This window comes from Shewanella sp. BC20 (assembly GCF_003129585.1).
Lineage (GTDB): Bacteria > Pseudomonadota > Gammaproteobacteria > Enterobacterales > Shewanellaceae > Shewanella > Shewanella seohaensis.
This window is the reverse complement of the sequence record NZ_NHRI01000022.1, coordinates 33,125-53,296: the sequence shown is the minus strand read 5'-3', so window position 1 is coordinate 53,296 and position 20,172 is coordinate 33,125. Positions and strand designations below refer to the sequence as shown.

The following is a 20,172-nucleotide window of genomic DNA, read 5'->3' as shown; positions in this document are numbered from 1 at the left end:
TAACGACCTAGGTTTAGGACTTGGCTATCACTTGAGCCGCTTAAGTTCTACTCAAGGTATGTTCAAGGATAGAAAATGAATATTAAAATTAGAACATTAGCCAAAGGCATCGCGCTAATCTACGGCTGTGCCTTGACCTCTGTAGCCATAGCTAATCCAACCGCAGTCCCGCCAGCGGGACAAATCTGCGTGACCTGTCACGGCGCCGAAGGCGAGGGCATTGAACCCCTCGGCCCCCGTCTCGCTGGACTCTCGAAAGAATACATCACCACCCAATTACAGCATTTTCAGGCCGGTGTGCGCCAAAACGCGACCATGATGCCGATGGCGATGACATTGCAAGGTGATGGCATCGAGCAAGTGGCGAGTTACTTCTCCGCCAAATCACCTAAGACTGAGGTCAAGCCAGTGATCCGTGGTGAGCAGGTGACCTTTAGCGACGATACCGCGCGCTTAGCCTATCAAGGTGATTGGTCTCGCGGCTTACCGGCCTGTGTGACTTGCCATGGCCCCTCGGGTTTAGGTGGCGGCCTGTTCCCACGTTTAGCGGGTCAACAGGCCAGTTATATCAAGACGCAACTGTTGGCGTGGCAAGCTGGCACTCGTAAGGGAGATGTGGACGGCATGATGGCCAATGTGGCTAACAAGCTGACCGCCGCCGAGGTGGATGCCTTAGCAAACTACTTTGCGAATTTTAAATAAGGAGCCGGCCATGAAATCTTCTGCCATCTTACTATTGGCCGCAATGGGCGTGCTAACTGCTCAAGTGCAGGCTGCGAATGAGTTACCCGACAAACAAGCGCCATTGCCCTCAGTCCCTAAAAATCCTGAGCAAAGTTATTTAACCCCAAGACCCTTAAGTGCGATTCCCGAAGGGGCCTTCGGCGATAAAGTACGCTTGGGTTATCAGTTATTTGTGAATACCCAGCAGCTGAGAGATAAGTATGTGGGTAACGAGCTTAACTGTGCCAACTGCCATATGGATGCGGGCCGTAAGGCGAATGCGTCACCGCTGTGGGGCGCCTATTTTGCGTATCCCGCGTATCGTAAAAAAGACGATAAAGTAAATACCTTTGAAGAAAGGGTACAAGGCTGTTTTAACTATTCCATGAACGGTAAAGCCCCCGCAGCGGGTAGCCCCGAGCTGGTCGCACTATCGGCCTATGCGTACTGGTTAGGGATGAGTGGATTAATGGATGCGGCTAACCTTGATGGCCCTGTGCCAGAACTCAGCGATGCCGAATTGGTAAAAGGCGCCAAACGTGAGGATTTCCCGCTGCCTGACACGCTAGCCAAAGCCATGACAGTGGATCAACGCGCAAATCTGCCTGGCCGTGGTTATCCTGAGATCCCCAAACCTGAGCTCGCGTTCTCACCCGAGCGCGGCAAAGCCGTGTATACCGCTCACTGCCAAGCGTGCCATGGCGCCGATGGTCAAGGCCAAGCGATTGCGGGTGTTTACTCTCTGCCGCCATTATGGGGTCCTAAGAGCTACAACTGGGGCGCAGGCATGCACAGGGTCAATACGGCCGCATTCTTCATTTATGAAAACATGCCCTTCGCTAAGAGTATTCAGCTGACTAACCAACAGGCTTGGGACGTTGCGGCTCACATTAACTCCCATGAACGGCCACAGGACCCCCGCAATAAGGGCGATGTGAAACAAGCTCAGGAGAAATACCATAACGACAATGACTACTACGGTGTCGAAGTCGATGGCAAAGTGCTTGGCACCGCCTCTTATCCGGTGTTTCCGAAAAAGTCTTAGGTGAGTCGCTTTGATTGACTGTTCGCACTGTGAAATAAAGCGAGTGAATTAGTTAGGCAGAAAGCAAGCCAGCAAGCTTAAAGTTTGCTGGCTTTTTTATTGGGTAAAATGTGTTGGGGGATTTTACTTAAAGCTATTTAATATCAGAGCATTATTGTTTAGTGATTTAGCTAATGCAAAAGAGTTACGCCTGTCTCATATTTTTGGCGGCCTTGCGGCCGAGGTGAATCAAAGTCGTGGGGCTTCACCCCTGATTTTTAATCAAGAGTCGACCAAGAGGGGATCAACAGCAATTCCCTCTTGTCTCTTTGTTAACAAGAGTCATTGCCGAACAACGTCCATGTTTAACTGCCAGTTCGCCATCCGTGGCTCCCGTTCGTAACGCTGCTATGCAGCACTCACCCTAGCGAAGTTACATGCATTGACTCCCTATTTATAAAGCAGGGGTTCGTGCTTATTCGAAAATCGCTATCGCTTCCGAAGGTTCCGCTTTACATCCATGTACAGCCCTCCAGTTCGGCAATCCTTGCCTCTCGCTCATAAGCGCGAAAATCATCGATTTTCATTCGCCCTTTCGCCGAAAGCTAACTCGGCATTTATGCCTCGCTTACGTGATTTCCTTCAACACACTTCAGCAACTTCCCTGGTGAGAGTGAACTTCTGTAGCCTTGATTTAGGCTGTTGATTCCCCAAAGATTTGTGTCTGCCCCATTTTTTTAGTCAAATACAGATAATTCATGGTGATAGTTTCTTACACTCATGACTAACACAAGCATGCATCTGAGTAAAATATGAACAAAATAGAACTGGTAGATTGAGATTTGCACGCTTGGGCGTTAACTCTGCAGATATTCCTCGATTAGAGTGTCGCACTTCGGAGTTGAATTTGAGTTATCTTAATAATGGAATAGCAAAATGAGTAAAAAAATATTTACAGGTAAAGTAACAGGTCATTATAAAAATGGTCAACTGAGGATTGAGGAAAATTATGTCGATGGGAAGTTAGACGGTATTCGTAATAGTTATTATGAAAATGGTCGGTTAGAAAAAGAAGAAAACTATGCAGACGGAAAGTTAGACGGTATTCGTAATAGTTATTATGAAAATGGTCAGTTAGAAAATGAAGAAAATTATAAGAAAGGACAGAGAGAAGGAGCTTATAAAAAGTATTGGTCTAATGGGGCACTAATGGAAGAAGAGTTTTATGTAAATGGTAAAAATGAAGGTGTTTGTAAAAGCTATTATAGAAATGGTCAGTTAAAGTCAGAGTTGAATTATAAAGATGGGACGCTAGATGGTGTTTGGAAGTATTATAATGAAAATGGCGAAGTAGCAATACAAATTTTTAAAAATGGGAAAGAAGATGGTTTTTATCGAACCTATCATTGTAATGGCGAACTCGGACAGGAAGCGTTATATATAAATGGAAAACGGGAAGGTGTTTCGAGATATTATAATGAACACGGTAGATTAACAGTGGAAATAAACTATGTTAATGGTGTTCGTCATGGTCTGTTTAAATATTATAATGAATGCGGTAGTTTAGGAACGGAAGGTGCTTATAAAAATGATAAATTAGACGGTGTTTATAAAGAATATTACGATGATGGAATATTGCAAGTTGAGAATTTTTATATAAATGGAGAAAGAGAGGGGCTGTTTAAGGCTTATCATAAAAATGGGATAATAGAAGCAGAAGGAACTTATAAAAATGGTAAGAAAGAAGGTGTATGGAAAATCTATAATGAAGATGGTCATTTAGTTCAAGAAGTGACTTATAATAATGATTAGTTAGATGCAATGTAGTAATTGACAATTAGTGTTGGAAGTAATAAATCTTGTCCTCCATTTTTAGGGACTTAGAGTCTCATCCCTTACTAGAACCTCAGTTTGATACAGCGCAGCTGTGCCCTTTATGCCAAGGGGCGAATCAGTGCGCTATGACTCTTGGTGCAGATATCAGTGACTGTTGGTGTGCTAAGCAGGCGTTTCCGAAGTTGACTCAATTGTTATCTGGCGATTTGGCGGCAGGCTTATCGACAGGCGATACAACGGGGCTGAGTGCCGATAAGTTAGCGAAATTATTATCGCAGCCTGCGACGGCTTGCATTTGTGAGACTTGTTTAAGCCGGATAAAGCGCGAGCTAACGGTTTCTGCTTCAGAAGATAAAAACAGCCCATCGGGATTAGTCGATGGGCTGGGATATGAGGTGAAATAGCGGGCTATTAATTGATGGTGTAATCCAGTTGTACGCTACTTTGTGCTTCTACGGCTTTACCATTTTCAAATTTGGGTGCGTAACGCCATTTATTTAAGGCTTCGATGCTTTCTTTTTCAAATAAAGTGCCACCCTTAGAGGCTAAGATTTCAGGATTTTTCACAAAGCCATGTTCATCAACGGTAAATTTAAGTTGAACCCAGCCGCTTTTACGTTTTTGGACATAGGATGCAGGGTATTTAGGCGTAGTGCGAAACAGCGGTTGCTGTTCCTGTGCGTCGGCCCAAGGGCGCATCTTGCCGATGGCGATACAGTGGGCGGTCGATTCGTCACGCTTTCCTTGACGCTCATAAAGTTCGACTAGATAAGCATGGGCGCTTAACGCATAAGGGTGGCTGTAGTTAAGGGCTTCAAACTGCTTCACTACTTCTAAAAGCAGCGGAATCGCCTTGTCATCATGCTTTTCGGCATATTGAACGGCACCGACGACATAGGTAGCTTTGACTCTGTCGAGGGCATTTTCGGGCAGGATTTCTTTGTAAGTTTCGTAGGCCTCGAAGGCATAGCTTCTTACGCTTCTTGTGTATAGCTCAGTATTGGATAAGCGGTTAAAAGCGGCCATTTTTACATCGGCGATCAGTTTCTTGTTATCGGATTTTTCAGCAATTGTGATTGCATCAAGCAAATTATTTTTCGCATCTTTGGCTTCGACGGCAGTTTGTGCTGCACCAAGTAAGGGATCGATAAGCTCAAGCGCTTCTTTACCATAATGAACTTTATAATTTGTGAGAGCGAGTTGATATAACTCATTCGCCTTCGCTGTTTGTGGCAAATTCTTTTCTTCAAATGGGTAAGGGGCGACTTGCTTTTCTATCGCACCAGCCCAGTTCATAGCGAGGTTAGCTAAGTCGACACTGTCCTTTGCATATTGAGTTTCCCCCAGTTCGAAGGCCCTTTTGGCACTGGCTTCTATTTGGGCGTTATCACCTTGTTTGAGTGCGGTTTGGTAGTCACTGTAGGCTTGGGAAAAAGTGTTTTCCGAGGCATTTAAGGGTAACGAAGTACTTAATGCTAAGGCAAATAGACTTGCTAAAGGCAATATTTTTCCGTCTAACATCTTGTATATCCTTATATTTAGTTCTATCGGATAGTACAAATGTTTCACTCTTGATACAAGCTTGTTTTCGCGCTGTTGGTCAGTGGGGGATTAGGAAGGTAAGCATTTGCCTACCTTCTGACTTTGCCGATTGGTTTGGTACTCTTTAGTGCGTGACTTATTTAGTTACGAACTGCAAACCAAATTGACCTAACTCGCCGTAGTGGAATTGGCAATGCTGATTGAGCGGCAGATCTAACACCCCTGCATAGGAGCCTGTGATCACATACTGTCCTCGGGTTAAGCCAATCCCTTGGGCAGATAAGAAGTTGACCAACCAGTAGAGTCCGGCCTTAGGAAAACCGTTGGGATGAACGGCGGCTTTTTGCAGCGTCTCACTTGCTTGCTGTCCGCCAGCGGCGATTTCAACATTTAGGGCGAAATGGCCTGTTTCAGCCGAGGTTGAGATTTCTGGCCCTAACCACAAGCCTTGATTGACTAAGCCATCGGCGAGGGCATCGAAGTGGTTGGCTTCGCTTGGGTTTTGATAACGACTTTTGATCAGTTCTAAGGCGAGGCGCGTTTTACCTAGGGCGGCGTCGATTTCGGCTTCCGAATAAGGCGTGGCTCGTGGTGGTAAATCGCTGCCAATTTCAAAGGCGAGCTCAGGTTCGACACGGGCAAGCCCTTTGCTTGAAGGATAAAGTGGGCATTCGGCGGTTTCGATATACACATCATGTTGATAGATAGGCGCTACCACGGTTTTTTCGGCGGTTGGCAGTAGGCACTTCCACCCCGCAATCGGGTTGTCTTGGGCGCTAAACTGCTGCGCAATGGTCTGCTGGATTGCAAAAGCCTGAGGGAAATCTTTCGGTCTTAGCGCTTCTTGCAACAGCGCGCCCGCTTCACCTTTGGCGCGTCGCTGCGCGAGTTCTTGTGCTGCTGCGTTAATGCACTCAAGCTGTGCTTTAGCGTCTGTCTGTGGCATGTTTAATCCTAACTAACTTATTTAAAAGGACTTATGCAGAGTCGTTTATGTCGCAATTACTGAGCGCATAAGGCATAACTCGACTCTGTAAATCCAATTTGAGCTAAAAGAGAAATTGCGCTCAATATACCTTTTTGTGCTGCTAAAGGCTTGATAAAACTTATCTTGAAATGCTCTGCATTTATCGCTAGTCAAGATTGATTTAGTGTCAGCTTAACTATCCAATCCGGCTGAAAAGTTAATCGCTTTTTAGGCTAGATCTTAGCGCGCCGCGGTGCCAGAATGGCGTTCCTTTCTGCGGTACTACTGGGACTTTTCCGTGAATCAAAGCCACTCTGGATCCTTGGCAACTAACCATGCTCAATTAGGATTGTTGTTTATTTCTGTCGCCGTGTTGTTTTGGGGCATGTTACCCATAGCGCTTAAGCTGTCGGGGAGTTTTATCGATCCTGTGACGTTGACTTGGTTCCGTTTTTTAGTGGCGCTTCTTGTCAGTATTTTGGTGCAGTGGAGCGCGGGGAGTTTAAAGCAGTTTGCGGCGCTCGATGCCAAGGTTTGGCTCAGGCTTATCCTCGCCGGACTGTTTCTAATGCTTAACTATGTTTCATTCGTGTATTCCCTTGACTATCTGGCACCGGGGGCCGCGCAGCTTAATTTTCAAACCTCGCCATTTTTCCTCGCCTTTGGCGGCGTATTGTTTTTTAAAGAACGCTTGAATGCGGTGCAGCTCAGTTGTTTTGCCAGCTTAGCTTTAGGGATGTTGATGTTTTTCCATCCCTATTTAGATTTTTCCGCCACCGATAACCATGAGATCTGGCTTGGAGTGATGATAGTGCAGTTTTCCGCATTGTCATGGACTACCTATGCGCTGCTGCAAAAGTCACTCTTGAACCGTTTGTCCCCCGCCAACGTACTCTTAGTCATCTACGCCTTAGGGATCTTTGCGATGGCGCCCTTTAGCGATTTTAGTCAGTTTGCACAAATGGATAGCTTCGACTGGCAAGTGGCGCTGTTTTGCGCCGCCAATACCTTGATTGCCTACGGCTGCTTCGGACAATCGATGAAGTACTGGCCGACGGCGCAGGTGAGCGCCATGCTGGCGTTAACGCCGGTATTTAGCTTTAGCGCCACGGCATTAGTGGTGAGTATCGGTTGGTGGCCTGATGTATTTAAGGCCGATAAATTAGATGCGCTATCGCTCTTTGGCATAGGTGTGATTATTGTGTCAGTGATGGTGGTGCAGTTACTGCCCCTGTATCGCCAGCGCCGCGCACGACGTTTGCAACCCGCTTCACAGACCACTGAATAGGTACCCGAGTGATAACACGCCTGACCGACATGCAACTTGAACAAATCCGCGGGGTTATCTTTGATCTCGACGGCACGCTTGCCCATTCAAACCCCGATTTTAATGGCTTAAGGGCGGCATTAGGTATTGGATCGGGGACCGATATTCTCGAGCATATACATAGCCTCGATACCACAATGGCTAAGATGCAGGCGCTGGAAATTGTCCATGACTACGAGCTTGAAAGTTCGCGTCAGGCAAGCTGGATTGAAGGCGCGCAGGCGTTGATTGCGTTTTTAAAGATGCGGCAACTGCCGCTAGCGATTTTGACCCGCAATATGCCTGAGGCGGCCAAAATTACCATTGAAAAACTCGGTATTGATATCCCCTTAGTGCTGACCCGTTACGATGCCGAGCCTAAGCCGCACCCGCAGGGTATCCACTTGATTTGCGAGCAATGGCAGTTGAGTCCGGCGGATATCTTGTATGTGGGGGACTATCTATTCGATCTGCAAACCGCGCAAAACGCGGGGAGCCGCTGCGCCCTCTATTGCCCTGAAGAGGTGCCCGACTATGCCCAAGCGGCGGATTTGCTCATCGCTAATTATCAGAGCTTTATCGACGCTTGGACATTAGAAGTTAAAGGCTAACTAAAGCGCGGACGGACTAATCCCAATCGGGGGCAAAGTCAGGATCTGCGACCCTGTGATTGCGATCCAGTTGATTGATTTGCTCGATTTCTGCAGGCGTTAAGCTAATCCTTGTTGCGGCAAGGTTGCTGCGAACATTCTCTCTTTTGGTTGAGGAGGGAATGGTGGCAAAACCTAATTGTCGCAGCCATGCCAACACAATTTGTGCGGGAGTGGCTCGATGCGCCATGGCTAAGTTGACAATGGTTTCATCCTGCAACACTGCGCCATAGGCAAATGGCATGTATCCCGTTACTAATACATTGTGTTGTTTACAAAAATCCGTCACTTTGCGATTGATGAGATAGGGATGCACTTCTACTTGATTGGTATAAATAACGCCTTCGCCTAAGATGGCAATCGCTTGCGCGAGTTGTACATTGGTAAAGTTTGATACGCCAATGCGGCGGGTCAGGCCTTTATCTAATACTGCTTTGAGCTCTGAAAGATACTCGACCATATTGGGCTCATCGCTGTTTAACGGCCAATGGATGAGTAACAGGTCAAGATACTTGGTTTGCAGCGCCGTTAGACTGTCGATAACGCTAGTCTCAAAGCGTTCCTTCGTCAGGTTTTCAGTCCAAACTTTGGTCGTGATAAACAGTTCTTGGCGTGGGATCCCTGAGGCGTTAATCGCATCCCCGACGGCCAATTCATTACCATAAATTTGTGCCGTATCGATATGGCGTGAACCTTCTTCGAGTGCCATCAACACTGCATCGAACGCAGCTTTATCTTTCAGCCTGAATGTTCCTGTGCCCAGCATCGGCATCGCTGTCAGAGGCGTTTGGTTAAATGCTGTCGCATTGGTGTGAGTCATATTCTTCCCCTTATTCTGTGGATGGAGTAACTGTCACCGATCACGATTTGTTGATAAAGAGGCTAAAGCACAAATGATTTTTGCTATTACCGCAACAATCTATGGTACTTAACGCTCTAATCACTTCTAAATTTAAAGACTTAGCCGAGGTTGAATAAAATCAATAAAGGCGGAGATCCGCCGAGCAACGGTTGAGGTCTTGTAATAGACGGCATTGACTTGTTCCCGCTCTATATTCACGATTCGCTCGTTTTCTAGTAAAGGCAATAAACGACCGTGGGCAATATCATCGCTGACCATAAACCCAGATAGGCAGGCTATACCGTTACCCGCGAGGGCTAATTGACGTACGGTTTCACCATTGCTTGCCCGCATTGTGGGAACAATGGGTTCCAGCCCTTTGAGTGGCCATTGATTCAAGACCTTAGCGCCCGTAAAACCGATAAGACTGTGGTGGTTTAGCTCGCTGACGCTTTTAGGTAAACCGCGTTTGGCGAGGTATTCCTTAGAGGCCACAATATGCAGTTTACTCTTACCTAAGGGTCTAGCGTGCAGGGTTGAGTCGGTGAGTTTTCCTATACGAATCGCCACATCTGTGCGCTTTTCAATCAAGTCGACAAAGCCTTCGTTCGAGGTCAGTTCTAGCTCTATCTCGGGGTAAAGCTGTTTAAACTCATGCACTAAGGGGACTATTTGGTGTAGCACAAAAGGGCTGGCAGCATCGACTCTAAGCTTACCCTTAGGTTGCTCCCCTCGACTCATAAGTTCTTCTTCCGCTAACTGTATGGTTTGCAGTCCAAGTCTGACTGCATCGACAAACAGACGTCCCTCATTGGTTAATTCGACTCGTCGAGTCGTGCGGTTGAGCAGGGTGACCTGCAACTGACTCTCAAGTTTGGTCACGGCTCTTGAAACCCTAGCGACTTGAATATCGAGCGCTTCGGCCGCTGCGGAAAATCCGCCACTATCGACCACTGTGAGCAGTATCTGTAAGTCATCTGAGCGAGTCAGCATGTCAGTCTCCAACGAGGTAATTAGTTACGTTTATAGCAAAAATCATTTGTAAAAATCACTCTTTTTGACAATAAACTTTATCGTCAAGATAGCGCCATCTGAAGTTATGTGAACAGGTTTAACTTCAGCTCTATTAGCCCTTATCGAGCTTGTCGCTCGTTTAATACAGGATGGACGCCATCATGCCTTTAGCTTTACTCGCATTGACGCTAAGCGCCTTTGCTATTGGAACAACTGAGTTTGTCATCGTGGGATTAATTCCCACTATGGCGCAGGACTTACAGGTTTCTCTCCCCTCGGCGGGATTATTAGTCAGCCTCTATGCCCTTGGGGTAGCCGTTGGCGCCCCAGTATTAACGGCGTTAACGGGGCATTGGAATCGTAAACATGTGTTATTAGCGGTAATGACGCTATTCGTCGCGGGGAATGTGCTCGCGTGGCAAGCCCCGAGTTATGAAACTCTGATTGCAGCGCGGGTGATCACTGGTTTAGCCCATGGGGTGTTCTTTTCGATTGGCTCAACCATTGCAACTGGACTGGTACCAAACGAAAAAGCGGCCAGTGCCATTGCGATTATGTTTACAGGACTGACCGTCGCACTGGTAACAGGAGTGCCCCTAGGGACTTATATCGGCCAGAGTTTTGGTTGGCAATCGACATTTTTAGCCGTTGCTCTGCTTGGTCTTATCGCCTTGATAGGCAGTGCATTCTTAGTGCCGAACAACCTTAAGCAGACCCGTGCTGCCAGTTTACTGACCCAAGCTAAAGTGTTGACTGAGCCAAGATTACTGCTGGTATTTGCCATTACTGCAATTGGGTATGGCGGTACTTTTGTCGCCTTTACCTTTCTCGCGCCGATTTTACAGCAGATCAGTGGCTTCGATGCGAGTGCGATAGGGATGATCATGTTGGTGTATGGTGTCTCGGTTGCCATAGGTAACATCTGGGGCGGTAAGATGGCCGATAACATGGGGCCAATCAAAGCCCTCAGTTATATTTTTACTGGTTTAGCTGCGGTGTTGTTTATCTTCCATTTTACGGCGTTAAACCCTATTACCGCTGTGTTAACCATACTCGTTTGGGGCGCTTTCGCCTTTGGCAATGTTCCTGGATTACAGGTCTATGTTGTCAAACTGGCTGAAACCTATGCTCCAACCGCAGTAGATGTAGCGTCGGGATTAAATATCGCCGCCTTCAACATTGGAATTGCCTTAGGTGCTTGGGGCGGCGGACTCATTGTCGAGCAGATGGGATTAATGCAAACCCCATTGATTGGTGCGCTAGTGGTGATTGCGGCGCTGCTATTAACTCGCCTGAGTGGTTATTTGGATACTCGAACTGAGCCTGTTAATGCGTCAGTCGATGGAGTTAAGCAATAGGTTATCGTTGCAATATGGGCTTGCTAACCACTGTGTTTGCAAGCCCATTAAAGTCTAAATCTACTGCCCAGTTGTACTCGTGGTTAAGGCATCTTGTTTATCTTGCTTAAGCCCCAGCCGAATACTGTCGAGCAATGCCACTAACCAGCAGAGCAAAAAGCCATAGAGCAGTTCATTGGCATTGGCCATGGTGGTTTGGGTTTGTTGAGTGATTTCGGCGGATATCACGCCGACATCTAAGGGTAAGGTGCCATTTTGGATCTCTAAGGCGATCACTTGTGCCACTTGATAGATTTGCATGAGGAGCAGCATCAGGCTGATAACAGCTAAGCTGAAAAACACCAGAGCTGAACGTTTATGTTTAAGGTAAAAGTGGCCGCTGCCGGGGGCGATAAAAGCGGATAACAGGCCTGCGGTAAGGGCTTTTTTCATCGAAATACACTAATTGTGTTGCCAAAGACTAAGGCGACACTAATAGACCTATTGGCTTAAGTGCAAGTTAATTCGGAAAAATGATAGACAACAAAAAAGGAGCCTAGGCTCCTTTTTTAATGCGTTTGTTTAAATCTGCTTAACCTAACGGCTTAGGTTTGGTGATTACTCTTCGCGTGGTTTACGTGGTCTACGCTCGCCTGCTGGCTTGTCTGAACGTGGTTTGCGGTCAGCAAATGGTTTGTCACCAGAGGCTGCACGTGGTTTACGCTCGCCCATTGGACGATCACCACGTGGACGACGGTCGCTACGTGCGCCACGGCCTGAATCTACGAATACCTGATCGCCAGCTTCACGGATGTTCAGTGGCTTGCCACATACGCGCACTTTCTTCAGGTGCTGCAGCACTTCTTTTGGCATGCCGTCTGGCAGGTCAACGGTAGTCACTGCATCGTATAACTGGATAGCACCAATGTAACGGCTGTCGATGTTAGCTTCGTTTGCAATAGCGCCAACGATGTTGCCCACACCCACGCCATTGTCACGACCTACATCGATAACATAACGGCACATCTTCAGATCTGGGTTGTCTTTTAACGCTTCGGCGCTGCCAAGGCTAGCTGGCAGTGGGCGTGATTCACGGCTGCGACGTTCACCGCGCTCGCCACGTTCAGCACCACGTTCGCTGCGCTCATTGCGTTCATCGCGGGTACGCTCTTGAATCGCAGGTAATTGCAGTGGGCGTTCTTGCTGAACTTGGTGCAGCAGGGCTGCGGCCAGCAGATCGGTATCCACTTCCAACTGTTGGCATAACTGGGCAACTGCTTCGCGCATAAAGTCCAGATCTTGTGTCATGGTTTGCGCTAATTGTTCACCTAAGCGAGACAGACGACGTTCTGCAACCGTCTCTGGGCTTGGTACCTTCATTGGTGAAATACGGCTGTTGGTTGCGCGCTCGATGGTGCGCAGCATACGCATTTCACGGCTGGTAACGAACAGAATCGCCATACCCGTACGGCCAGCACGGCCAGTACGACCGATACGGTGTACGTAAGCTTCAGTATCGTAAGGGATATCGTAGTTCACTACGTGGCCGATACGCTCAACGTCCAGACCACGGGCCGCAACGTCGGTCGCGATCAGAATGTCTAACTTGCCGCTTTTCAGCTGCTCAACCGCACGCTCACGGGCTTGCTGGTTCATATCACCGTGCAGTGGTGATGAAGCGTAGCCGCGGGCTTCGAGTTTTTCTGCTAATTCAACGCATGAGTTACGGGTACGAACGAAGATGATAATACCTTCAGTATTTTCAACTTCTAATACGCGTACTAAGGCTTCTAACTTGTTGTGCTGAGACACTTGCACGAAACGTTGCTCGATAGAGTCAACTGTGGTGTGGCTCGCAGCGATGCTGATGTTAGTCGCATCTTTTAAGTGCTTGTTAGCAACACGCTTGATTTGTTCTGGCATAGTGGCCGAGAACAGTGCCAGTTGGCGCTGTTCTGGGGTGTGTTCCAGAATCCATTCGATATCGTCGATAAAGCCCATTTTTAACATTTCGTCGGCTTCGTCGAGTACCAGCGCTTGCAGGGTTTCCAGCTTTAAGGTGCCACGGCGCATATGGTCCATAACACGACCCGGTGTACCCACGATAACCTGTGGGCCACGCTTCAGGGCGTTTAATTGCTGATGCATGCTCTGACCGCCATAGATTGGCAGTACATGGAAACCTTTCATAAATTTCGCGTAGCTGCTGAAAGCTTCTGCTACTTGCACCGCTAATTCGCGGGTTGGCGCTAATACTAGGATTTGTGGAACAGCTTGGCTGGTCACTTTGTTGAGCAGGGGCAGGGCGAAGGCGCCAGTTTTACCTGTACCTGTTTGTGCCTGACCTAAAATATCTTTGCCAGCCATTAATGGGTCAATACTGGCTGATTGGATTGGCGTTGGTTTTTCGTAACCTAGCTCGTCAAGAGCACGCAACAAATTCTCGGACAAGCCGAGTTCACGGAAAGTTCTTTCACTGGATGACATTGGGTTGTAGCCTTGTGGATGCGCCCGGATTGGCGCTTAAGTTTCACAGACAGAAAATCAACCCCGTGTCGATTTCCCGCACCGAAAACGCCAGATTATAGCAGCATGTGTGCCACTTTACCAATCTGACTGAGGATAAATACAGGGTTTTGCGTATATTTTTTGCAAAAACTGAGCAAGAAACGCGCCACTTCGATTAATTTTTCAAAAAGTCGCCATTGAGTCGTAGGATTTCGAAGGCGGATTCTGTCACCGCCGCGAGGAAAACATAGTCCAAGGTGTCGGGGGTATCCTCGGGGGTATGGTATTGCGGATGAGTGGGGACACCAAAATAGAGCCAAGGGATCTTGGCTTTATGGAAAGGATAATGATCCGAGGCTCTCAGCCAGTCGGTACTCTGGATGCTTCGTCCCATGGGTTTGGGATGGCTCAACTTAATACAGAGGTGATTATTCGCGTTTAGCATGGATCTAAATTGTGGAAACTGATAGAAGTTGCGGCTGCCCTCGAGGTAAATGGTATAGGGTCGGGTCGGATGGCCAATCATATCGAGATTGAGCATCAGTTCAAATTGCGCCTCGGGCATGCGCTGCTTGAGTTGCTCGACGAGGGCCGTACTGCCAAACAGCCCCGGCTCTTCGGCATCGGTCGCGACAAACATTAAGTTAATGTTGGGCAACGAATCGGGGGCGGCGCTTAGCTGCGCTTGCCAGTGGGCGGCGAGAGCCAACAGGGCGGCAACACCTGAGGCGTTATCATCGGCGCCGTGGTAAATCTTGCTGCCACTCATGCCGAGATGATCGTAGTGAGCCACCACAATGCGCCATCGATTCGTGGGTTGGCGTGCGGGGACTAAGGCCACCATATTGCTTCCCGTCTCTTGGCTAAAAAGCGTGGCATAGTTGAAGGGCACCTCGAAAGTCTCTCCCCAAGGAGTAAGCCCAAGTTGTTGATACTGGCTGTGCAGATAATCGCGACTCTTGGCGGCGCCTTCCGTTTGGGTTTTACGCCCCATTAATTCTGCGGCGCTAAGTGTTGCTACCGTTTGCTTAAGATCCTCTGGTTCGGCCCAATTCAATCGAATCGCCTCAGGTGAACAAGTGTATTCGGCGGATTGATTGGCGCAGGCGGTAAGGCCCAAACACAAACTAAGGATAGACAAGCGCAATAAGCTCAAGCCTATGCGGTGAGACTGAGGGCGAGTGATTGCAGTGAGTGGGTGCGCCAAATTGCCCATGGCTATCCTTAAGGTTGGCAATAGGATGATCAATCCTAAGCCTAACAGGGATTTAGCTTGGCTGCATTGGCCGTAATGCTGAATTAGTCTAAGACGCGGAACTCGGGGGAGAGTGTCGCCTCTTGATGACGGCTTAAATTAAAGTGCTCCAAGCCAGAGACTAAATGGGTGCGTGAGCAAATAGTGACTTGAGCGTTTTTGGTGAGTCCGCCTTGGTCTAAAGTGGTGATCCGGCCATCGGGTAAGGCGAGTAGGCTGCTATTGGCTGAGCTATCTAATACTGTCACCTGTAAACGTGTAGGTTGACCGATAAGCGGATCGACAGCGGCGACAACCAATGCCACAAGCGTTAACCCTAGGCAGGCGATGAGTAATAGATTGGCGCGACTTAAGCTCGTCAAACTCGGGCGATGCGTTGGCAACATGTTCTCCTCGATTGATAACGGCGAATGGCTTGCCTGAGATGTTTTATACCACGATAGGGTGTAATTACAGCGCCTTGGAGATACCAAGGCGCTGTTCGCACCTAAATTATGACTGCTTGGCTAGCTTAGCATCCCGCTCCAGCAGCGGCTTTAAGAAGCGCGCGGTATGGGATGTCGGATGCTGCGCCACATCTTCTGGCGTACCAGTTGCTAGGATAGTACCGCCACCACCGCCGCCTTCTGGGCCTAAGTCGATAATCCAGTCTGCGGTTTTAATCACATCCAAGTTATGCTCAATCACCACGATAGTATTGCCGTGGGATTTGAGGCGATGCAGTACATCGAGCAGCAATTGGATATCGGCAAAGTGCAAGCCTGTTGTCGGTTCATCCAGAATATACAAGGTCTTACCCGTATCGCGCTTAGAGAGCTCTTTCGCAAGTTTCACCCTTTGGGCTTCACCGCCCGACAGCGTGGTCGCGCTCTGGCCTAAACGTACGTAGGACAAACCTACATCCATTAGGGTTTGCAGTTTGCGAGCAATGGCTGGCACGGCATCGAAAAACTCCCGCGCATCTTCCACTGTCATTTGCAGCACTTCGTGGATGTTCTTACCCTTGTAGCGCACCTCTAAGGTTTCGCGGTTATAGCGTTTACCCTTACAGGCATCGCAGGGCACATACACATCGGGCAGGAAGTGCATTTCGACCTTAATTAAGCCATCGCCCTGACAGGCCTCACAGCGACCGCCTTTCACGTTAAAGGAGAAACGGCCCACCTGATAACCACGGGTACGGGATTCCTGCGTCGCGGCAAAAATCTCCCGAATAGGCGTAAAGATGCCAGTATAAGTGGCGGGGTTAGAGCGTGGTGTGCGGCCAATCGGGCTTTGGTCGATATCGACCACTTTGTCGCATTGCTCCATGCCGACGATGCGATCGTAAGGCGCGGGCTCATCGACAGTGGCACCGTTGAGTTGCTTATGGGCAATTCTAAAGAAGGTGTCGTTGATCAGGGTCGATTTGCCCGAGCCCGATACCCCGGTCACGCAGGTGAACAGTCCTACCGGAACCGTTAAGTCGACATTGCGCAGGTTGTTGCCACGGGCACCGTAAAGTTCAATCACTTGTTTGGGATCGTAAGGCGTACGCGGAGTGCTGATATGGATATTGCGTTTGCCCGAAATATATTGGCCAGTGACGGACTCATCGCAGGCGACAATTTTCTCAATCGGACCGTCGCAAATCACTTCGCCGCCGTGTACACCAGCGCCAGGGCCGATATCGATAATATGATCCGCAATACGAATCGCATCTTCATCATGCTCCACCACAATCACTGTATTACCTAAATCCCGCAGGTGGATTAAGGTCTGCAACAACCGTTCGTTATCCCGTTGATGCAAGCCGATAGATGGCTCGTCGAGTACATACATCACACCGACCAGTCCTGCGCCGATTTGGCTGGCGAGACGAATACGCTGCGCTTCACCGCCTGAAAGAGTTTCGGCAGAACGCGACAGGCTTAAATAGTTGAGGCCGACGTTAACGAGGAAGCCTAAACGATCGCGTACTTCCTTCAGTACCTTCTCGGCGATCTGTGCCTTTTGCCCGCTGAACTCGAGTTTGTCAAAGTATTCGAGGGCTTCGCCTATTGACCAAACAGTGAGTTTGGGCAGGTTAAGATCGCCAATAAACACGTTACGGGCTTCTTCACGCAGGCGCGAGCCGCCACAGCTTTGGCAGGCTTGAGTGTTGATAAACTTGGCTAATTCTTCGCGCACCGCGTTGCTTTCGGTCTCGCGGTAGCGCCGATCCATATTATTTAAGATGCCTTCGAAGGGGTGATTACGTACCACCACATCGCCACGGTCGTTGATGTATTTGAAGGCGATACTGTCTTTGCCTGAGCCGTAGAGGACGATTTTCCTCACCTTATCCGACAGCTGTTCAAAGGGCACTTCGACATCGAACTTATAGTGGTCGGCGAGCGAGCTCAGCATCTGGAAGTAATAAAAGTTACGTCTATCCCAACCACGAATCGCGCCGCCCGCAAGGGATAACTCAGGATTAGTGATCACTCTGTCTGGGTCGAAAAATTGTTGTACCCCTAAACCATCACAGGTTGGGCAAGCGCCCGCCGGATTGTTAAAGGAGAAAATCCGTGGCTCAAGTTCTGCCATCGAATAACCGCAGTGCGGACAGGCAAAATTTGCCGAGAAAATTAATTCTTCAGTGGCGCCTTCATCCATGCTGGCGACCACGGCAATCCCGCCGGAGAGTTCGAGCGCGGTTTCAAAGGATTCTGCGAGACGCTGCTGGATATCGCTGCGGACTTTAAAGCGGTCGACCACTACTTCGATAGTGTGCTTAACGTGTAAATCGAGTGCTGGTGGATCGGTTAAGTCGCAGACTTCACCGTCGATTCGGGCGCGGATATAGCCCTGCGCCGATAAACCTTCGAGTAGTTTAACGTGCTCACCCTTACGACCGTTGACTACGGGCGCCAGCAGCATCAAGCGGCTGTCTTCGGGCATTTCTAACACTTTATCGACCATCTGACTCACGGTTTGCGCCGCAAGCGGTTGGCCGTGAGTTGGGCAGCGTGGTTCGCCCACACGGGCAAACAACAGACGCAGATAGTCGTAAATTTCGGTAATAGTCCCGACGGTGGAGCGCGGGTTATGGGACGTCGATTTTTGTTCGATGGAAATCGCTGGGCTCAAGCCTTCGATATGGTCGACATCGGGCTTTTCCATCAAGCTTAAGAATTGGCGGGCATAGGCAGAAAGAGACTCAACGTAACGTCGTTGGCCTTCGGCATATAAGGTATCAAATGCTAGGGAAGATTTGCCTGAACCCGATAACCCTGTGATAACGATTAACTTATCCCTTGGGATAGTCAGGTTGATATTTTTGAGATTGTGGGTCCGTGCGCCGCGTATTTCAATCTTATCCATCTATCGCTCAAGTCTTATGCTTAAAAAAATGAGCCTAAGTATCGCACAGTTCGGCGGCCGAGTTTAGTCGATTCTGTGATCTTGCTGACACGTCCAATGGGCGCGGTTGTGGGGCCGGTATTGCTGATAAAGGTGATGCAGTTAGCGGATTAACGAAGATTAATCCGTCTATCGGCTTTGAACTTAGCCAAGTTCTGTAAGCATCGAGTTAACTATTTGTAGCCAATGGGCTTTTAGATAAGCCTTAAAAATAAAGGCCTAAGCGTACGCTAACGTGCGAGCATCAGCATTGGCGCGGGGCAAAACCCGCTGTTTTACACTCTCGGCGTGGGCGGTTTTTCCTTTTGAGCAAACGCTTTTGGGTGTGTTAACATGCGCCCCCTAAAAGACTTCAATCCAGGGCAAAATCATGGGTAACAACGGACTTTCAGGAACCGAGAAAAAAGTCGCGTTTTCTTTAGCCAGCGTATTTGGTTTACGTATGATGGGCTTGTTTATGATCATGCCCGTCTTTGCACTCTATGGTCAGCATTTAGAAGGTTTTTCTCCTCTTTGGGTGGGGATTGCCATTGGTGCCTATGGCTTGACTCAGGCCGTTTTGCAGATCCCGATGGGGATTTTATCCGACAAGTATGGTCGTAAACCTGTCATCCTCGCGGGCCTAGTATTGTTCGCCATCGGCAGCTTAATTGCCGCCAATGCCGATACGATTTACGGCGTGGTATTTGGCCGTGCCGTGCAAGGTATGGGGGCGATTGCTGCCGCCGTGTTGGCTTTAGCGGCGGACTTAACCCGAGATGAGCAGCGCACTAAGGTGATGGCCATTATCGGCATGTGTATCGGCGGCTCTTTTGCCCTGTCGTTACTCGTGGGCCCAATTGTGGCGCAGCATTTAGGCTTATCGGGTTTATTCCTGCTAACCGCTGGCCTTGCGGTACTTGGCATGTTGATTGTGCAGTTATTAGTGCCGAATCCAATTTCCCATGCACCTAAGGGCGATACCTTAGCGGCGCCCGCCAAGCTCAAGCGTATGTTGACCGATCCGCAGCTGTTTAGGCTCGATGCGGGTATTTTCATTCTGCACTTAGTGTTAACCGCGGTGTTTGTTGCCTTACCACTCGATTTAGTCGATGCGGGTCTGGTGAAAGAAAAACATTGGATGCTGTATTTCCCCGCGTTTGTGGGCGCATTCTTCTTGATGGTGCCGTTAATCATTATCGGGGTGAAGCGTAAGAATACTAAGGCGATGTTCCAAATTGCTTTAGTGATCATGATGTTTGCCCTTGCGGCGATGGCGATGTTTTCGAACAACCTCTGGGTATTGAGCGTAGCGGTATTGCTGTTTTTTACCGGCTTTAACTATCTTGAGGCGTCGCTGCCGAGTTTGATTGCGAAATTCTGCCCAGTTGGTGAAAAAGGTTCTGCCATGGGGGTCTATTCGACTAGCCAATTTTTAGGCGCATTCTGTGGCGGTATGCTTGGCGGCGGTGCGTTCCAATTAGTCGGCGCCGTGGGCGTGTTTATCGTCGCGCTGGTATTGATGTGCGTTTGGTTATTATTGACCCTAGGGATGAAAAATCCTGTGCTGCTTAAGAGTTACACCTTAGAAGCTGCCGTAAAAGATAAGGCCCAAGCGCGGGATATGGCGTCGCAGCTGTCACAATTGATGGGTGTGGTCGAAGCGATTGTGGTGCTAGATGAGAAAGTTGCTTACCTCAAAGTTGATGAGCATTTCGATTTAAGAGAAGCCCGAGCTGTGTTAGGCTCTGCTCAATAATATGTGTTATTGCCGCGAGTTTTAGGGAAGCGGATTTTCCCTTGCGG

At 48.7% G+C, this 20,172-nt stretch carries 17 protein-coding genes; 8 read left to right on the top strand and 9 right to left on the bottom strand.

Going from position 1 to position 20,172, the window contains the following annotated elements; all coding sequences use genetic code 11:
- Positions 1-75 precede the first annotated feature (75 nt).
- The 4 genes from CBX96_RS18655 (at position 76) to CBX96_RS18640 (ending at position 3,987) form a co-directional block, all read left to right on the top strand.
- A complete protein-coding gene (locus CBX96_RS18655; RefSeq protein ID WP_109287696.1) occupies positions 76-702 on the top strand; it encodes a c-type cytochrome in 627 nt (208 codons plus the stop codon).
- Between the two features lie 10 nt (positions 703-712).
- Positions 713-1,768, top strand: a complete 1,056-nt coding sequence (locus CBX96_RS18650) for a c-type cytochrome (protein ID WP_109287695.1) — start codon at positions 713-715, stop codon at positions 1,766-1,768.
- A gap of 915 nt (positions 1,769-2,683) precedes the next feature.
- Entirely contained in the window at positions 2,684-3,559 is an 876-nt protein-coding gene (locus tag CBX96_RS18645) for a toxin-antitoxin system YwqK family antitoxin (protein WP_109287694.1), read from the top strand.
- Positions 3,560-3,606: 47 nt separating this feature from the next.
- Positions 3,607-3,987: a cysteine-rich CWC family protein gene (locus CBX96_RS18640; RefSeq protein ID WP_375136849.1), complete on the top strand. Its 381-nt coding sequence runs from the start codon at positions 3,607-3,609 to the stop codon at positions 3,985-3,987.
- Positions 3,988-3,994: 7 nt separating this feature from the next.
- Here the strand turns inward: CBX96_RS18640 and CBX96_RS18635 are convergent, their stop codons facing one another.
- Both CBX96_RS18635 and CBX96_RS18630 read right to left on the bottom strand, forming a co-directional pair.
- Complete coding sequence (locus CBX96_RS18635) at positions 3,995-5,104, bottom strand: energy transducer TonB (RefSeq protein ID WP_109287693.1); 1,110 nt, start codon at positions 5,102-5,104, stop codon at positions 3,995-3,997.
- A 157-nt stretch (positions 5,105-5,261) separates the two neighbouring features.
- Positions 5,262-6,071 (bottom strand): hydratase, encoded by an 810-nt coding sequence (locus tag CBX96_RS18630; RefSeq protein WP_109287692.1) that lies wholly within the window; start codon positions 6,069-6,071, stop codon positions 5,262-5,264.
- 319 nt (positions 6,072-6,390) lie between these two features.
- On the opposite strand from CBX96_RS18630, the gene CBX96_RS18625 reads away from it, so the two are divergent.
- Both CBX96_RS18625 and CBX96_RS18620 read left to right on the top strand, forming a co-directional pair.
- Entirely contained in the window at positions 6,391-7,380 is a 990-nt protein-coding gene (locus CBX96_RS18625) for a DMT family transporter (RefSeq protein ID WP_109287691.1), read from the top strand.
- A gap of 8 nt (positions 7,381-7,388) precedes the next feature.
- Complete coding sequence (locus tag CBX96_RS18620; RefSeq protein WP_109287690.1) at positions 7,389-8,009, top strand: HAD family hydrolase; 621 nt, start codon at positions 7,389-7,391, stop codon at positions 8,007-8,009.
- Positions 8,010-8,025: 16 nt separating this feature from the next.
- Here the strand turns inward: CBX96_RS18620 and dkgB are convergent, their stop codons facing one another.
- Together dkgB and CBX96_RS18610 are read right to left on the bottom strand one after the other, a co-directional pair.
- The gene (dkgB, locus tag CBX96_RS18615; protein ID WP_181382233.1) at positions 8,026-8,868 is read right to left on the bottom strand and encodes a 2,5-didehydrogluconate reductase DkgB; all 843 of its coding nucleotides are present in this window, start codon (positions 8,866-8,868) and stop codon (positions 8,026-8,028) included.
- A 132-nt stretch (positions 8,869-9,000) separates the two neighbouring features.
- Positions 9,001-9,882: a LysR family transcriptional regulator gene (locus tag CBX96_RS18610; protein WP_109287689.1), complete on the bottom strand. Its 882-nt coding sequence runs from the start codon at positions 9,880-9,882 to the stop codon at positions 9,001-9,003.
- Positions 9,883-10,064: 182 nt separating this feature from the next.
- Here CBX96_RS18610 and CBX96_RS18605 point away from each other — a divergent pair, with 182 nt between their 5' ends.
- Positions 10,065-11,261, top strand: coding sequence for an MFS transporter (locus CBX96_RS18605; RefSeq protein WP_109287688.1), 1,197 nt, complete (start codon positions 10,065-10,067; stop codon positions 11,259-11,261).
- A 60-nt stretch (positions 11,262-11,321) separates the two neighbouring features.
- On the opposite strand, the gene CBX96_RS18600 is transcribed toward CBX96_RS18605, so the two are convergent.
- The 5 genes from CBX96_RS18600 to uvrA all read right to left on the bottom strand — a co-directional run bounded on the left by CBX96_RS18600 (position 11,322) and on the right by uvrA (position 18,348).
- A complete protein-coding gene (locus tag CBX96_RS18600) occupies positions 11,322-11,693 on the bottom strand; it encodes a hypothetical protein (RefSeq protein ID WP_109287687.1) in 372 nt (123 codons plus the stop codon).
- A 165-nt stretch (positions 11,694-11,858) separates the two neighbouring features.
- Entirely contained in the window at positions 11,859-13,727 is a 1,869-nt protein-coding gene (locus tag CBX96_RS18595) for a DEAD/DEAH box helicase (RefSeq protein ID WP_109287686.1), read from the bottom strand.
- 196 nt (positions 13,728-13,923) lie between these two features.
- A complete protein-coding gene (locus CBX96_RS18590) occupies positions 13,924-14,964 on the bottom strand; it encodes a M28 family peptidase (protein WP_109287685.1) in 1,041 nt (346 codons plus the stop codon).
- Positions 14,965-15,047: 83 nt separating this feature from the next.
- Complete coding sequence (locus CBX96_RS18585) at positions 15,048-15,389, bottom strand: hypothetical protein (protein WP_109287684.1); 342 nt, start codon at positions 15,387-15,389, stop codon at positions 15,048-15,050.
- A gap of 106 nt (positions 15,390-15,495) precedes the next feature.
- Complete coding sequence (uvrA, locus tag CBX96_RS18580; RefSeq protein WP_109287683.1) at positions 15,496-18,348, bottom strand: excinuclease ABC subunit UvrA; 2,853 nt, start codon at positions 18,346-18,348, stop codon at positions 15,496-15,498.
- 409 nt (positions 18,349-18,757) lie between these two features.
- On the opposite strand from uvrA, the gene CBX96_RS18575 reads away from it, so the two are divergent.
- Positions 18,758-20,125 (top strand): MFS transporter, encoded by a 1,368-nt coding sequence (locus CBX96_RS18575; protein WP_109287682.1) that lies wholly within the window; start codon positions 18,758-18,760, stop codon positions 20,123-20,125.
- Positions 20,126-20,172 lie beyond the last annotated feature (47 nt).